Origin of the sequence: Polaribacter sp. L3A8, assembly GCF_009796785.1 — a bacterium.
Classification (GTDB): Bacteria; Bacteroidota; Bacteroidia; order Flavobacteriales; family Flavobacteriaceae; genus Polaribacter.
The window spans coordinates 2,763,822-2,780,312 of sequence record NZ_CP047026.1 but is presented as its reverse complement, the minus strand read 5'-3'; the positions used below and the strand labels follow the sequence as shown (position 1 = coordinate 2,780,312).

Genomic DNA, 16,491 nt, shown 5'->3' with positions numbered 1-16,491 from the left:
ATTTTTTACGCTACATACAATGAAAAACTTTACCCAACTACTGCTTTTAATTTTATTGATTATTGCTTGTCAAGAAAACGAGATAACAAAACCAATTTATACATCAGAAAAATGGGAAAATCCAGAATGGGAAAACCCAGAAATTTTTCAGATAAATAGAGAAGCACCTAAAGCAACATTTTATAATTATAATAACGAAAATGATGCCTTAAGTAATAAAGGTTGGCAAAATTCTGCAAGCTACAAAACTTTAAACGGTACTTGGAGTTTTTATTATGCAGATAGTGTACAAGCAAGACCTGTAGATTTTTATAAAAACGATTTTAGCCTAAAAGGTTGGGATCAAATAGAGGTGCCATCAAATTGGGAAATGAAAGGGTTTGGGCTTCCTGTTTATGTAAATGCAGGATATGTTTTTCCTAAAAACCCACCATTTATAGATCATAGTATTAACAATGTAGGGAGCTATAAAAGAACAATTAATATCTCTAAAGACTGGGGTAATAAAGAGGTTTTTTTACACTTTGCAGGTGTAAGTGGTGCTATGTATGTATATGTAAATGGAGAAAAAGTTGGCTATAATGAAGGGAGTAAAACTGCTGCTGAATTTAACGTTACAGAATTTATAAAAACTGGAGAAAACCAAATTGCTGTTCAAGTTTTACGTTGGTCTGATGGTAGTTATATGGAAGATCAAGATTTTTGGAGATTAAGTGGTATCGAAAGAGATGTGTATTTAAGGGCAGAAAATAAACTTCATATAAAAGATATTAGGTTAAATGGAGATTTATCTTCAGATTACTCAAAAGGAGTATTCAGCTTAGATATTGAACTAGATAATTTCTCTAAAAAAGAACAAGCTGCAGCCCTTGAAATTACACTTTTAGATAAAGATAAGGTTTTAAAAAAATACTCAAAAAAGTTAAATGTTTCCGCAGATAACTCTTCATCTGCAGGTTTTAATGAGGCACTTTCAGATATAAAATCGTGGTCAGCAGAAACACCAAATTTGTACACTACATTAATTACATTAAAAGATACAGACAATAATGTTTTACAATCAACAGCTCTAAAAGTTGGTTTTAGGAATATCAAAATAAAAAATAATCAATTTTTAATTAACGGTAAACCTGTTCTAATTAAAGGAGTAAATCTGCACGATCATGATGAGTCTGAAGGACATGTTGTAAGTAAAGAGTTAACAATTAAAGATTTAAAGGTAATGAAAGAAAACAACGTAAACGCAATACGTTGTAGCCATTACCCAAAAAATCCTTTTTTCTATGAACTTTGTGATGAGTATGGTTTTTATGTAATTGATGAAGCTAATATAGAAAGCCATGGAATGGGAACAACAAACCAAGGTTTAGATAATGATGAAAAAAGAAAAAGTGTGCATCCAGCATATTTACCTCAATGGAAAGCAATGCACTTAGATAGAACTATTAGAATGTTTGAGCGTGATAAAAATCACCCTTCAATTGTAACTTGGTCTTTAGGAAATGAAGCAGGAAATGGAGATAATTTTTTTACTACTTATAAATGGTTAAAAGATAATGATAGTACAAGACCAACACAATACGAAGGAGCAACAGGTTATGCAAATACAGATATTCAAGCACCTATGTATATGCTAATTCATGATATGATTAAGTATGCTGAAAATGATCCTAAAAGACCAATGATACAATGTGAATATTCGCATGCAATGGGTAATAGTTTAGGTAACTTTAAAGATTATTGGAATGCTTTTAGAAAATATGATGTTTTACAAGGTGGTTTTATTTGGGATTGGGTAGACCAAGGTATAAAGACCAAAACAGACGATGGACAAGAATTTTGGGCTTATGGAGGAGATTTAGGCGCAAGTCATATAAAAAATGATGGTAATTTCTGTTTAAATGGTGTTGTAAACCCAGACAGAACTGCACATCCTGCATTAGAGGAATTAAAGAAAGTTTATCAAAATATACATTTTAAAGATATGAACTTTAAAACAGGTAAAGTAGCTGTTTATAATGAGTTTTTCTTTAGAGATTTAAATGAGTTTAATTATTCTTGGAAACTTTTTAAAAATGGTTCTCAAATAGAAAAAGGAACCATGGCAAGTACAAATGTTGCTCCTGGAGAAACAAAAACACTAGCTTTAAACTTACCTAAAATAGACTTAAATACAGGTGAGTTTTCTTTACAATTATATGCACATACAAATACAGAATCCCGTTTAGTTGCTAAAGATTATGCAGTTGCTAAAGAAGAGTTTATTGCTGGTAATTATACCCCAATATACTTAGAAACCTCAAAAGAAAGCTTAGAGGTTTTAAAAGAAGAAAGCAGTTTAACCTTAAAATCTGCTAATTTCGAAGCAAAATTTAATACCAAAACGGGTACATTAAATGGTTTAAATTATGGAGATGGAAATATTTTAGTACAAGGCATGCAACCAAATTTTTGGAGAGCAACCACAGATAATGATTTTGGTTTTAATATGCCAAAGGAGTTTGGTATTTGGAAAGAAGCTACAGAAACCCAAACATTAATTTTTATAGAGTTTAAAGATGGAGAAAAAATAATAGATATATCAACTTTAAAAGAGCGTAATTCTTTAAATAGAAAATTTGCAAATATTAAAGTAGTATATCAATTGCCTAATGAATTAGCTAAAATTCAAATAGATTATAAAATAGAGGCTTCTGGTCAAATAACGGTTACAAACTCTTTAAGAGATGTAAAAAAAGGCGTTTCTAATATACCGCGTTTTGGAAATAATTTTATTTTAAATAACAACTATAATCAAGTAAATTGGTATGGTAGAGGGCCACAAGAAAACTATCAAGACAGAAACTCTGCAGCATTTGTAGGAGTTTATAATTCTAATGTAGAAGACTTATATTATCCTTATATACGTCCGCAAGAAAATGGTTATAAAACAGATGTTCGTTGGATAACTTTTACAGAAACTTCTGGTAAAGGAATAAAAGTTTTAGGACCAAAAATGTTAAGTTTTAGTGCACATCATCAATACAATTCAGATTTTGATTCAGGCAAAGAAAAGCAACAAAGACACACAACAGATATTGTAAAAAGAGATTTTGTAAATATCAATATAGATACTGAACAAATGGGTGTTGGAGGAGATACCAGTTGGTGGGCTAGACCTTTAAACAAATATCAAATTAAGACAAAAAATATGAGCTATGCTTACAGTATAATTCCTATCAAAAATTAAAAACTGATGAGTATAATCTTAAATTATTTTTTAACTGAAACAATACATAAAAAGATAAGATGTAGTTTTATAATACTGTTTAATTTATTAGCTGTTAATTTTCTTTTTTCTCAAGAAATGGTGGATACTGAAACACCTGCATCTGTTAAACCAAATGGAGTTGATTTGTTTGGAGACTGGGAAATGACGTTTAGTGACGAGTTTAATGATACAGAAATAGATGGCTCTAAATGGGGGGTGTCTAATAGCGAAAAATCTAGAAACTCTAGACCAGGTTTAGGAATTTCTCAATGGTTTTGGAGACCTCAAAACACTTGGGAAGTAGATGGAAACCTTGTTTTAAGAGTGCAAAAGTACAACGCCAATACAATGACTTGTGGTTCTGTAAATTCTAATAATAGGTTCGAAAAAGCTTTTGGTTATTATGAAACAAGAATTAAAATAGCACAAGCAGATAAAGGTACTCATACTGCGTTTTGGTTTCAGGGAGATAATATGGGTAATATAGATGGAACAGGAAGAGATGGAGCAGAAGTAGATGTTTTTGAATCTGCTTGGACAGGAGATTATACAAAATCTGTAATACACATAGATGGTTATGCAAGTGCACATAAAGCAAATACAAAAAGGTATGAAACACCAGGCTTACATGAAGGTTTTCATACATTTGGTGTATTATGGACCCCAGATGCCATAAAGATTTATTATGATGGTAAATTAAAAATTACGTATTCAGATCCAAAATGGATTCCACAGGTACCACAATATATTTGGCTTTCAGATGGTGCTAGTTTTGGTTTTTCTGGAGATAATTTTACAAAAGAACCAGTTGGGACACTTACACATGCTTATGTAGATTACGTTAGGGTTTGGGAATTAGATAATTATGCTTGTCTTAATCCTATTAAAGAGGTAGAAAATTTAGAATACGCAAGCAATGGAGCAACAACAGATGTTGTTCAAAACTCTTTAGCATCTAATGATTCGTTACTAAGATTCCAGTCAAATGGTGAAGGAGATGAAGTAGTTTTAGAGAATATCTGCCATACAGAAAGTGGTTATTATACCTATAATTTATCAGGTTTAACCTTTAGTACTTTTGGTCAATTTAAAGCATCCATAGAAATAGAAGAAGGTGTTTGGCATGAGTTTGATCAAGTATTAGATCTTTATGGAGCATCAGTTAAAGAAAAATCGCAAACTTTTGGAGCTATTTATCTAGAAAAAGGGAATTACAATATAAAATTAACTTCTGTAGGTAAAAATGAAAATTCTACAGGTTATTGGGGAGCTTTTGATGTGTTAAATATTAAGAGTAGTTCAACATTAGATATTAATTTTTTAGATGAAATTAGTTCAGAGGTTTTATGGACTGGCGAAGCCGAAGATGCTTTATATGCAGGTGCAAGTGCGTTACAGAACTGTAATACTGCTTCAAATGGACAGTATATAAATTTAAACCCAGTACCAAATAAAAATTTAAACTATACAAATGTGCCAGTAAATGAGGCTGGCTCTTATATTTTAAATGTAGCATATATGTCTGCAAATAATAGAAGTGCAAAAGTTCACGTAAATGGAGCGCTTTTATACAATGGGTTTTTTGAAAGATCGGGCAATTGGTGTGATGCTGGAGGACAAATGGCAGAAAGAACTTTTCTGGTTAATTTAAATGCAGGAATAAATGCTATAACAATATCTCAATCTCAAGAAAATATGCCAATTTTTGATAAAATTACTATTCTAAATGGCCCTTCAGATATAGATAAAGATGGGGTGCCAGATGTATTTGATATAGATGATGATAATGATGGTGTTTTAGATATATTAGACAATTGCAAAACAACCCCAAATACAGAACAAAAAGATACTGATAATAATGGTATTGGTGATGCTTGCGGTGGAAATGTATTAAATATTGATATTTTTAATTCAATAGATAAGTTACGTATTTACCCAAATCCAACAAACGGAAAAATTACAATTACAGTTAAAGATTTTATTAAAATTTTAGAGTTGGAAATATTTGATGTTACAGGAAAAAAAGTGCAAACAAAAATTTTAGAAAAAGAAGTATCGGAAATTACAATGCTACCAGTTCTAGCAGAAGGAATCTATTTTTTTAAGTTTAATACAGGTAATAATTTTTTATGGCGAAAAATAATTTATACAAACCTTTAGTTTCTTAGGTAATAATAAATAAAGATGATAAAAAATATCAAGTCAATAATATATATATCTATTTTAATAGTTTCATTTCATAATTATTTTGCGCAAGAAAAACATAGTAGTTTTAAACCAGGGGAAATCTGGAAAGATACAGATGGTGTACATATTAATGCACATGGAGCAGGAGTATTAACTAAAAATGATACTTATTATCTATTTGGAGAACACAAAGTTAAAGGTAGTAGAGGAAACCAATCTTGGGTTGGTGTAAGGGTTTATTCATCTAAAGATTTATACAATTGGAAAAATGAAGGAGTTGCTTTAAAAGTAACAAAAGACCCGTCATCTAAATTAGTAGAAGGCAGTTTAATTGAGCGCCCAAAAGTTATTTATAATGATAAAACTAAGAAATATGTTATGTGGTTTCATCACGAATTAAAAGGCAGAGGTTATGATGCTGCATTAGTTGGTGTTGCAGTTTCAGATAATGTTACAGGTCCTTATAATTATATAGATAGTTTTAGAATGCATCCTAATGTATGGCCTAAAAACTTTAGTGAAGAACAAAAGCAGCATGCAAAAAAAATGTCAAAACAAAAACTAAAATGGGGTGAAGGCTCTGTGCATGGTGTCTATTTCTTAAGAGATTTTGAAAGTGGGCAAATGTCTAGAGATATGACTCTTTTTAAAGACGATGATGGTGTTGCATATCACATTACAGCATCCGAAGAAAATGGAACTTTAATAATATCTAAATTAAGTTCTGATTTTCTTTCGCTTTCAGACGAATATATACGTGTTTTTCCTGGAGGAAATAATGAAGCACCAGCTATATTTAAGAAAGATGGAAAGTATTTTATGATATCTTCTGGTTTAACAGGTTGGGACCCAAATAGTGCAAGATCTGCAATGGCAGATAATATGCTTGGTAGTTGGACTTCTTTAGGAAACCCTGCAAGAGGTAATGAAAAAGAGAGAAAAACTACTTTTCATAGTCAAAGTACTCACATTTTACCAGTAATGGGTAAAAAAGATGCTTATATTTTTATGGCAGATAGATGGATGCCTCAAAACGCAATTAATGGCAGATATGTATGGTTGCCAATTGAGTTTGAAGATGAAAAGCCAATCATAAAATGGTATTCTGAATGGAGTTTAGATTTTTTTGATAAATAAAAATTAATAATATGAAATTAAATAGTATTTGTTTAAGTTTTTTTATTCTACTGATAATCAGTTTTAGCTGTAAAACTAAAGAAACTAACAGTAAAAACAGATTAGTAACAAGTAAAAAACTAAAAAATGTACAACCAAATGTTATCATAATTTTAATTGATGATGCTGGCTATGTAGATTTTGGTTTTATGGGTAGTGAAGACTTACAAACGCCTAACATAGATAAATTAGCAAAAAGCGGAGTTGTATTTACAGATGCACATGTTAGTGCAACAGTTTGTGCACCTTCTAGAGCAGGTTTAATTACGGGTAAATACCAACAACGATTTGGATTTGAGGCAAATGGAACAGCAGGAATTGGTTTAAGTGATAACGTAACTACAATTGCAAATGTGTTTCAAAAAAATGGTTACAATACATATGCTTTAGGAAAATGGCATTTAGGAGAAGACGTTTCAGACCATCCAAACCAAAGAGGTTTTGATGATTTTTATGGTTTTATTTCTGGTAGTAGGTCTTATTTTCCAATAAAAAATCCATCAAGAAACGATATGTTACAAAATAATGGAAAACGTGTAATTTTTGACGGTTATATGACAGATGTTTTAGGAGATCAATCTCTAAAATATATAGAGGATTCTAAAAACCAACCATTTTTTATGTATTTATCATACAATGCTGTGCATACACCAATGCACGCTAAAAAAGAAGATTTAGAAAAATTTAAAAATCATCCAAGACAAAAGTTAGCTGCAATGACTTGGTCTTTAGATGAGAACATCGGTAAATTAACAGATAAATTAGAAACCTTAGGGGTTAGAGATAATACAATTATATATTTTTTAAGTGATAATGGTGGGGCTCATAATAACGAATCGAAAACGGGGTCTTTAAAAGGTTGGAAAGGTAATAACTTTGAAGGTGGCCACCGTGTGCCATTTTTAATGAGTTGGCCTTCAGTAATTAAAGGCAATGAAAAATTTAATGGATTAACCTCATCACTAGATATTTTTGTAACTTCAATAGCAGCAGCAAATATCTATGAAGAAAATTTAGAGTTAGATGGAGTTAATTTAATGCCATATTTAAATAATACTAAAACAGGTAATCCTCATAAAAACTTATTTTGGAAAAAACTAGAGGCTTCTGCAATTAGAACTGGAGATTACAAAATGATTACTTTAAATAATTATGGATCTGTAGTTTATAATCTGAAAGAAGACTTAGGAGAAACAAAAAATATAATAAATTCAAAAGTTTCTATTTCAGAAAATTTAAAGAAAACTTATAAAGATTGGGAAAAAACGTTAATGAAACCATTATGGGATGAAGGCGAAAGTTGGTTAAATGTTTCAAATCATATTCATCAGAGCTTAATGGAAAATAAAAAGACAGATTATAAAGATATTTGGAATCCTGCTTACAAGAAAGCACATCCAAAAAAGTAAGATTTTTTAAGTGTATTTACATTCTTTTTAGTTTTTTAATCAAATTTCAAAACTTAAAAAATAACGATATAAAGCCTATATCAAATGGACAAATATTTATACATTAATTTAATGTATAAATATTTTTTTATGAGTTTTTAATGCAAATAAATTGGTTGCGTAAGTCATCAATTATGTAGGCAATTGTTTAGATTGATCTATCATTGGAAAAGAAAAAAGCATTATAATTATAGAACTACTTTTTATTTAGTATGGCAGCATTTTCTAGCTAATCCTCACAAACCTCATTTCTCTTCAGTAGCTTTAAACTTTACATACAAACATGATTCAGTTTGTATATATCAAATTAATTTATCCTTAATATTTATAGCTTTAAATTATATAAATTTTAATATAAAAGTATTTTTGTTGATGTTTTTAGTTGTTTTATCCATTTTTTCATGTATTCTAAATGCTAAATTGCACTCAGTTATGTTAATGAGATGTTAATTGAATCTTAATTTTAGTTAATACTTAAAGTATTTATAAAAAACATTCTTTTAACTTAACGTTTTTCTTACATAATAAATAATAAACGCAAACCAAATATTAAAGTATGAAGAATACAAAACATCTAATCGTCTTATTTATTTTACTTGCCCAAACTGTGTTTTCGCAAATTTCAATAGAGGGAACTGTAAAAGACCCGGAAGGAAACCTTTTACCTGGAGCCAGTGTTTTAGAGAAAGGGACCACGAATGGATTTTCAACAAATTTTGACGGTCAATATGTAATTTCAGTGTCAAATACAGATGCCGTTTTAGTTTTTGCCTATTTAGGGTACAAAAAGAAAGAAGTTGCTGTTAAAAATCAAAAATCAATAAATGTAGTTTTAGAAAATGATGACAATCAACTTGATGAAATTGTACTAGTAGGTTTTGGTACTCAGAAAAAAGAGAGTTTGGTAAGTTCTATTACTACAATTACTCCATCAGAACTGCAAGCACCTACAAGTAATCTTACCTCAATGTTAGCTGGTAGGGTTGCAGGTATGATTGCTTTTCAAAGAAGTGGTGAGCCAGGAGCAGATAATTCCGACTTTTTTATTAGAGGTTTAAGTTCTTTCGGAACTGGTAGGCAAAATCCATTAATTCTTATTGATGGTATTGAATCTACAAATACAGATATGGCCAGATTACAACCAGATGATATTGATTCTTTCTCTGTTTTAAAAGATGCTGCAGCTTCCTCTATATATGGAGCGCGTGGTGCAAATGGAGTGGTTTTAATTTCAACAAAAGTAGGTAAAGTTGGTGCAGCTAAATTTGACGTTAGAATAGAGAACAGGTTTTCTTCTAACACAGACAACTTTAAAATGGCAGATAACATTACCTACATGAAGTTGGCAAACGAAGCAAATTTAACTAGAGATCCTTTAGCGCAATTGCCTTACTCTCAAAACAAAATTGAAAGAACAGCAGCTGGCGATAATCCTTTATTATACCCAAATAATAATTGGATAGATAGATTGATAAAAGATTTTTCTTGGAACCAAGCATTTAATATAAGTGCAAGTGGAGGTGCTGAAAAAGCTCGTTATTACGTTGCAGGTACATTTAATGTAGATAATGGTTTAATTAAACAAAACAGTTTAAATGGTGTGGATAATAATATAAAATTGCAAAATTATTCAATAAGAACAAACATAAATTTACAGTTAACACCAACAACAGAAGGTATCATAAGAATGTATGGTCAGTTTGATGATTACAAAGGGCCAATTGGAGGAAGAGATGCTCAAGGTAGAAGAGTAAATGGGGGACAACGTATTTTTAGTTCTGCTTTGTATTCAAATCCAGTATTGTTTCCAGACATTTATCCAGCAGAACTTTCACCATTTACAACACACCCAATGTTTGGTGGTGCAGAAACAAGACCAGGAAGTGGTGTTTTAGCTCAAAACCCTTATGCAGAAGCTGTAAGTGGTTTTCAAGAATATAAAAACTCAACTTTTCAGGTACAATTAGAGTTAAAACAAGATTTAGACTTTATAACAGAAGGCTTAAGTGCTAGAGCAATGGGTTATATCAGAAGATTTCAATACTTTGATGTAAGTAGAGGTTTTAACCCCTTTTATTACTCATCAAGAAAAAACCCAGAAAACGGAGAAATTATATTAAATGTAATTAATGATGGTAGTGAAGGTGCTATTGGTGGTCTTGCAGGAGCAGGTACTGAATTTTTAGATTACAGTCCAGGTGAAAAAAATATAGATGCTAGAATACATATAGAGACAGCTATAAACTATAATAGAACGTTTAATAAAGTACACAATGTTTCAGGAATGTTAGTTAACTTATTGCAAAGTTTTCAAACAGGAAATGCAGGGTTTTTAGAAGCATCTTTGCCAAGAAGAAACAATAGTTTCTCTGGTAGATTTACTTATGATTATGATAGTAGATATTTAGTAGAATTCAATTTTGGTTATAATGGTTCTGAACGTTTTGATTCTGGAAAAAGATTTGGTTTCTTTCCTTCAGTAGGTTTAGCATACAGAGTTTCTAATGAGAAATTTTTTGAGCCAGTTAAAAACGTATTAACAGATTTTAAATTTAGAGCTACTTTTGGTACTGTTGGTAATGATGATATTGGGGGAACAGCTCAAGATCGATTTTTCTATTTAGCTGGTGTAAATCTTAATGATAATACTTATGGAGCTACTTTTGGTCAGGATTTTGAGTTTTCTAGACCTGGTGTATCAACAACAAGTTATGCAAATAGAAATATTAGTTGGGAAACTTCTGAACAATTAAATCTTGGAATTGATTTTGAAATTTTAAATTCTTTAACAATTAATGCAGATTATTTCAGACAAACAAGATCAAATATACTTCAGGTAAGACAAGATGTGGGTGCAACTCAAGGTTTGCAACTTACGCCTAGAACTAATTTTGGTGAAGCACAAACACAAGGTTTTGAATTAGCTTTAGATTATAATAAACAGTTTGGTAGAGATTGGTGGACTAGTTTACGTGGTAACCTAACCTACTCTAGAAGTAAGGTTTTACAGTTTGCAGAGCTTGATTATCCTGATGAACTATCTTATTTAAGACAAAAAGGGAATTCAGTAGCACAAACTTATGGTCTTATTGCAGAGCGTTTGTTTATTGATGACGAAGAAGTTGCCAATTCACCTACTCAGTTTGGGGATGTTCGTGGTGGAGATATTAAATATAGAGATGTAAATGGAGATGGCGTAATTAGTAATACAGATAGAGTACCAATTGGTTTACCAAGAGTGCCAGAGCTTATTTTTGGTTTTGGAGGTACAGTAGGTTACAAAGGTTTTGATCTAAGTATTTTCTTTCAAGGTTCTGGTAGATCTAGCTTTTTTATAAACCCATCATTAATTCAGCCATTTTTTATTAATGGAAGATCAGAAAGTGGTTTATTACAAGCAATTGCAGACAGTCACTGGTCTGAAGAAAATAGAGATATTTACGCATTTTGGCCTAGACTAAGTACTAATCAAGAAGTTAATAACAATCAAACATCAACTTGGTGGATGAGAAATGGAGCTTTTTTAAGACTTAAAAATATAGAAGCTGGTTACAATGCTCCAGAAAATTTTTATAAAAAATTAGGACTTAAAAATTTAAGAGTATATGCAAGTGCTATTAATGTTGCGGTTTGGAGTTCTTTTGATTTGTGGGATCCAGAACAAGGAGCTAATGGATTAGGATATCCAATACAAAGCACCTATAATATTGGATTAACAGCTAGATTTTAAAAAAATGATTAATTTAAAAAATAAAAAAATGAGTTTGTATTTTAAAAAAATTAAAGTATTTGCTGTGTTTGTGGCACTAACTATAAGTTTTCAATCTTGCGATAGTTTTTTAGATATAGTTCCTGATAATGTAGCAACTATAGATAATGCCTTTACACTAAGAAATGAGGCCGAAAAATACTTGTTTACTTGTTATTCATACATACCAAAAAACGGAGATATTAATTATAACATAGGTATGTTATCAGGAGATGAAGTTTGGAAAAATAATGTTGCACTTCCTAATATGCCTAGTACCCAAATAGCCATTGGTAGCCAAGCTGTAGGTACAGTTTTTCAAAACGCTTGGGACGGTAATAGAGATGGTGCTGGTCCATCGAACAACTACGATATTTATGATGGTATTAGACATTGTAATATTTTTATAGAAGCTGTTAGTAATACTGATAATGTTAGAGATTTAGATGCTTCAGAAAGACAACGTTGGATTGCTGAAGCGCAATTTTTAAAAGCTTATTATCATTATTATTTATTAAGAATGTATGGGCCAATTCCTATTATAGATAAGAATATTCCTATTGAAGCATCAACAGAAGAAATAAATGTTTTTAGAGAACCTTTTGATGATTGTGTAACTTATATATCAAATTTATTAGATACATCTGCAGAAAAATTACCAGAATCTATACAAGATGTTACCAATGAATTAGGTAGAATTACAAGGCCAATTGCATTGGGTATAAAAGCCAAATTATTAACAATGGCAGCTAGCCCTTTATTTAATGGAAATCCAGATTATGCAGGTTTTACAGATAGTAAAGGAAGGCAGTTAATAAGCACAACATCAGATTCTGAAAAATGGAATAAAGCCGCAGATGCTGCGTTAGCTGCTATTCAATCTGCAGAAGCTATAGGAAGTAGTTTGTATTACTTTCCTCAAAATCAGTTTAATTTATCCGATACTACATTAACTAAAATGAGTATTAGACAGGCTGTTACAGAGCGATGGAATCAAGAGGTAATATGGTCCAATCCAAATAGTAGAACAGGAGCTTTACAGTATTATTGTATGGTTCCTTTGAGCTCAGAATACACGCATACTTTAGCCCAAAAAATATTATCACCACCATTAAAAATAGCTAAAATGTACTACACTAAAAATGGAGTACCTATGAATGAAGATAGAACTTTAAACTTTGGGAATGATACAGATTTAAGAATTGGAGATGCAGACCATCGTTATAATATTTTAGAAGGATATAGAACAGCTAGGATTCATTTTGATAGAGAGCCTCGTTTTTATGCAAATTTAGGTTTTGATGGGAGTACTTTTTATAAAGACGATAGTCCATCTAGATCAGATGAAGATACTTGGGTAATTCGTTCTAAATTTAACGATTATTCGGGTAGTAATGCGGGTGTACTTTACAATGTTACAGGATATTATATTAAGAAGTTGATAGATAGAAGGATGACGAATTCTACTCAAAACCCTTATAGAACTTATGCTTGGCCAGAACTAAGATTGGCAGACTTATACCTTTTGTATGCAGAGGCTTTAAATGAAGCTTCTGGGCCAACACCAGAAGTTTTAAGATATATAGATTTAGTTAGAGCAAGAGCTGGTTTAAAGGGTGTTGCTACATCTTGGTCTACGTATTCTGTAAATCCATCAAAATACACCACTAAAGAAGGTATGAGGGAAATAATTCATCATGAGAGGCTAATCGAAATGTCTTTCGAAGGACAAAGATTTTGGGATTTAAGACGTTGGAAAAAAGCTGCTGAAGAATTAAATAAACCAATTCAAGGATGGAACTTTACTGGAATTGAAGAAGCTGAATATTATCAAATACAAACTTTAGAACTACAAAGATTTGTTGCACCAAGAGATTATTTATGGCCAATTTCTGAAAACACATTATTACAAAACCCTAATTTGGAGCAAAACCCAGGTTGGTAATCAATTCTAAAATAATAAATTATGAGATACTTAATATTTAAAACCTGTTTATGTATACTTTGTATAGTCGCAACATTAACTTCTTGTGATAAAAGTGATAATTTTAACGAACCTTTAAGTGAAAATAGTACTGTACCAGAGCAGTTAACTAATATTTCTGTTACAAATGCGGCAGGTAAATCTAAAATTACATATTCACTACCTAAAGATGATAATTTACTATATGTAAAAGCACTTTATAAGTTAGATACTGGTAAAGAAATTGAAGTAAAGTCTTCATTTTATAAAAAAACAATAGAGCTCGATGGTTTTTCTATTGCTGGTCCTAGAGAAGTAAGTTTAGTTACAGTAAGTAGAAACGAAATTGAATCTGCACCAATTATTATAACAGTAAATCCTTTAGATTCTCCTATTTACGATATTTACAAAAGTCTTTCAGTGGGGCCTGATTTTGGTGGTTTGTTTTTAGAAGCTAAAAATCCAGAAAGAGCTGATATTGCTATTTTAGTAATGGAAAAAGATGAGAATGGAGATTGGGAAACAACTGCTAATAGTGTGTACACAGGTACAGATGAAATTTTTAGAACAGTTAGAGGTTTAGATACAATATCTAGAGATTTTGCATTTACAATTCGTGATCGTTTTTTAAATACTTCAGATACATTATTTCAAGCGGTAAAACCAATTTTTGAAACAGAAATACCAAGAACACAATATGCTGGATTTCCATTACCAGGAGATGCTCCAACAAATGATTTTGGATTCGGTCTAGATAGATTATTTGATAATAATTTTATAGGCTGGCCAAGAATTTATATTACAGATGCTTCTGCACCTGCTCCTCATTCATTTACTATAGATTTAGGACAGGAATTAAAAATAAGTCGTGTTAAAATCTGGGATTATCCACAAGGAACTGCAGCAGGCTATATTTATTATTGGCAATTTAACATGCGTAATTTTGAGATTTGGGGTTCAAATAATCCAAGTACAGACGGAAGTTATGATAGTTGGGATTTGTTAGGTACCTATGAAGTTGTAAAACCTTCTGGGTTGCCTTTAACACAGCAAAATGCTGAAGATTTAGAATTTGCACAAGATGGTTTCAATTGGCCAATTCCTATTACATCACCTAAATATAGATATTTAAGAATTAACAACTTAAAAAATTGGGCTGGTGGTGGCCGTTTAGCGATTGCAGAAATGAGAGTTTACGGAGATCCTAGATAATAATAAATACTAATAAATTAATTAATATTATGATTAATAAGTTAAAAAATATAGCATATTCACTGTTTCTGTTCGGAGTATTAGTAATAGGTTTAAATGCTTGCTCTGTAGAAGCTGACGATTTTAAGAAATATACTGAAGGTGGTGAAATCTCCTATACAGGAAAACTAGATTCAGTAAAGATTTTTTCAGGTAAAAATAGAATGAAACTAAATGCTTTTTTAAGCACAGATCCACAAGTAACCTCTTATCGAGTTTATTGGGCTAGCAGAAAAGACAGTGTAGTTATTCCTGTACAAGAAAATCAAATTGCAACGAATATTTCTCAAATAATTGAAAACCTTGAAGAAAATACGTACAATTTTGAGATTGTAACTTTTGATGATAAAGGAAATAGTTCAGTACCTGTTTTTACATTAGGAAAAGTGTATGGAGAACGTTATCAAAATTCAATAATTAACAGGCCTCTTGTAAAAAGCGAATTGCAAATAGCAGATAATTCTGCAGTAGTTCAGTTTGCTCCAGTAGATACCTCTTCTGGGATCATCGATTCTGAGTTAGAATATACAGATAATAATAATGTAACTAAATCTTATACAATTCCTGCAGACAGTACTTATCAATTAGTTTTAGGTAATTTTAATCCAGGAAATACTTTTAAATATAGATCTTCTTTTAAGCCAGATTCTACAAGTATAGATACTTTTTATACAGACTATAGTGTTATAGAAGCTATTGTTCCTATTTCAGAAGCGCCTTACTTTGAAAACGCTTCTAAACCTTTTAAATTGTTAGAGATTGGTACAGGTCGTTATGGAACACCAACAGATTGGATTCATAATGAAGGTGCATTAAATCATAATGGTTATGGTGTTTATGATAGTAATAGTGGTGGTGGAATATTTAATCTTGTTTCTGGTTATGGAGGTGAACCTAATATTGTTAATGGTAAAATTTACCAAAAAATGAGATTAAGAAGTGGTACCTATACCTATACATTAGTAACAGAAGGTAATAATTATAATGGTGTAAACGACCAAGTTTATATGACAGCTACTTTAGGAGATATATTACCAGATGTTATAGATGTAGAAACATCTTCAGAAACATTAGCCTTTACAAGAGTTTCTGGTCCAGCAAATACATATACAATTGAATTTACTTTAACAGAAGATTTAACAGATATTGCAATAGGTTTAGCTTTAACAAATGGTATTAATCCAAATGAGCCAAGTGCTCCACCAGTAAATATTAATAGATTTATGACAATTGCTTCTTTTAGTTTGCAAAAAAAATAATATATAAAAATATCTATTCAATTAGATTTTTTAAATGGTTTTTTGTTTTAATTACAATCTTATAATTAAGGAAGTAATTAAAATAAAAAACCATTTTTAATTGCAATATTTTTTATTTTAAAGACTAACAAAAGGTGATTTTTTATCATTAAGATTTATAAATTAAAAAGTTTTTTTTATTCTTTATGATACAGCATTCTATTGATTTG

The 16,491-nt window shown here is 30.8% G+C and carries 8 protein-coding genes; all 8 read left to right on the top strand.

Annotation, left to right across the window (positions count from 1 at the left end; all coding sequences use genetic code 11):
* Window positions 1–19 precede the first annotated feature (19 nt).
* Window positions 20–3,229, top strand: a complete 3,210-nt coding sequence (locus GQR92_RS11210; protein WP_158839557.1) for a glycoside hydrolase family 2 TIM barrel-domain containing protein — start codon at window positions 20–22, stop codon at window positions 3,227–3,229.
* A gap of 6 nt (window positions 3,230–3,235) precedes the next feature.
* On the top strand, window positions 3,236–5,410 hold the full coding sequence (locus GQR92_RS11205; RefSeq protein ID WP_158839555.1) for a family 16 glycosylhydrolase: 2,175 nt from the start codon (window positions 3,236–3,238) through the stop codon (window positions 5,408–5,410).
* A gap of 24 nt (window positions 5,411–5,434) precedes the next feature.
* Window positions 5,435–6,574, top strand: a complete 1,140-nt coding sequence (locus tag GQR92_RS11200; protein ID WP_158839553.1) for a glycoside hydrolase family 43 protein — start codon at window positions 5,435–5,437, stop codon at window positions 6,572–6,574.
* An 11-nt stretch (window positions 6,575–6,585) separates the two neighbouring features.
* Window positions 6,586–8,022, top strand: coding sequence for a sulfatase-like hydrolase/transferase (locus GQR92_RS11195; protein ID WP_158839551.1), 1,437 nt, complete (start codon window positions 6,586–6,588; stop codon window positions 8,020–8,022).
* A 595-nt stretch (window positions 8,023–8,617) separates the two neighbouring features.
* On the top strand, window positions 8,618–11,791 hold the full coding sequence (locus tag GQR92_RS11190; protein WP_158839549.1) for a SusC/RagA family TonB-linked outer membrane protein: 3,174 nt from the start codon (window positions 8,618–8,620) through the stop codon (window positions 11,789–11,791).
* A 4-nt stretch (window positions 11,792–11,795) separates the two neighbouring features.
* Entirely contained in the window at window positions 11,796–13,754 is a 1,959-nt protein-coding gene (locus GQR92_RS11185) for a RagB/SusD family nutrient uptake outer membrane protein (RefSeq protein ID WP_158839547.1), read from the top strand.
* 21 nt (window positions 13,755–13,775) lie between these two features.
* Window positions 13,776–14,984 (top strand): DUF5000 domain-containing lipoprotein, encoded by a 1,209-nt coding sequence (locus tag GQR92_RS11180; RefSeq protein WP_158839545.1) that lies wholly within the window; start codon window positions 13,776–13,778, stop codon window positions 14,982–14,984.
* Window positions 14,985–15,013: 29 nt separating this feature from the next.
* Window positions 15,014–16,282, top strand: a complete 1,269-nt coding sequence (locus tag GQR92_RS11175) for a DUF4998 domain-containing protein (protein WP_158839543.1) — start codon at window positions 15,014–15,016, stop codon at window positions 16,280–16,282.
* Window positions 16,283–16,491 lie beyond the last annotated feature (209 nt).

Bases quoted from the DNA above. Each gene is read 5' to 3' on its own strand.
- GQR92_RS11210 (WP_158839557.1), top strand. From the start codon at position 20: ATGAAAAACTTTACCCAACTACTGCTTTTAATTTTATTGATTATTGCT.
- GQR92_RS11205 (WP_158839555.1), top strand. From the start codon at position 3,236: ATGAGTATAATCTTAAATTATTTTTTAACTGAAACAATACATAAAAAG.
- GQR92_RS11200 (WP_158839553.1), top strand. From the start codon at position 5,435: ATGATAAAAAATATCAAGTCAATAATATATATATCTATTTTAATAGTT.
- GQR92_RS11195 (WP_158839551.1), top strand. From the start codon at position 6,586: ATGAAATTAAATAGTATTTGTTTAAGTTTTTTTATTCTACTGATAATC.
- GQR92_RS11190 (WP_158839549.1), top strand. From the start codon at position 8,618: ATGAAGAATACAAAACATCTAATCGTCTTATTTATTTTACTTGCCCAA.
- GQR92_RS11185 (WP_158839547.1), top strand. From the start codon at position 11,796: ATGATTAATTTAAAAAATAAAAAAATGAGTTTGTATTTTAAAAAAATT.
- GQR92_RS11180 (WP_158839545.1), top strand. From the start codon at position 13,776: ATGAGATACTTAATATTTAAAACCTGTTTATGTATACTTTGTATAGTC.
- GQR92_RS11175 (WP_158839543.1), top strand. From the start codon at position 15,014: ATGATTAATAAGTTAAAAAATATAGCATATTCACTGTTTCTGTTCGGA.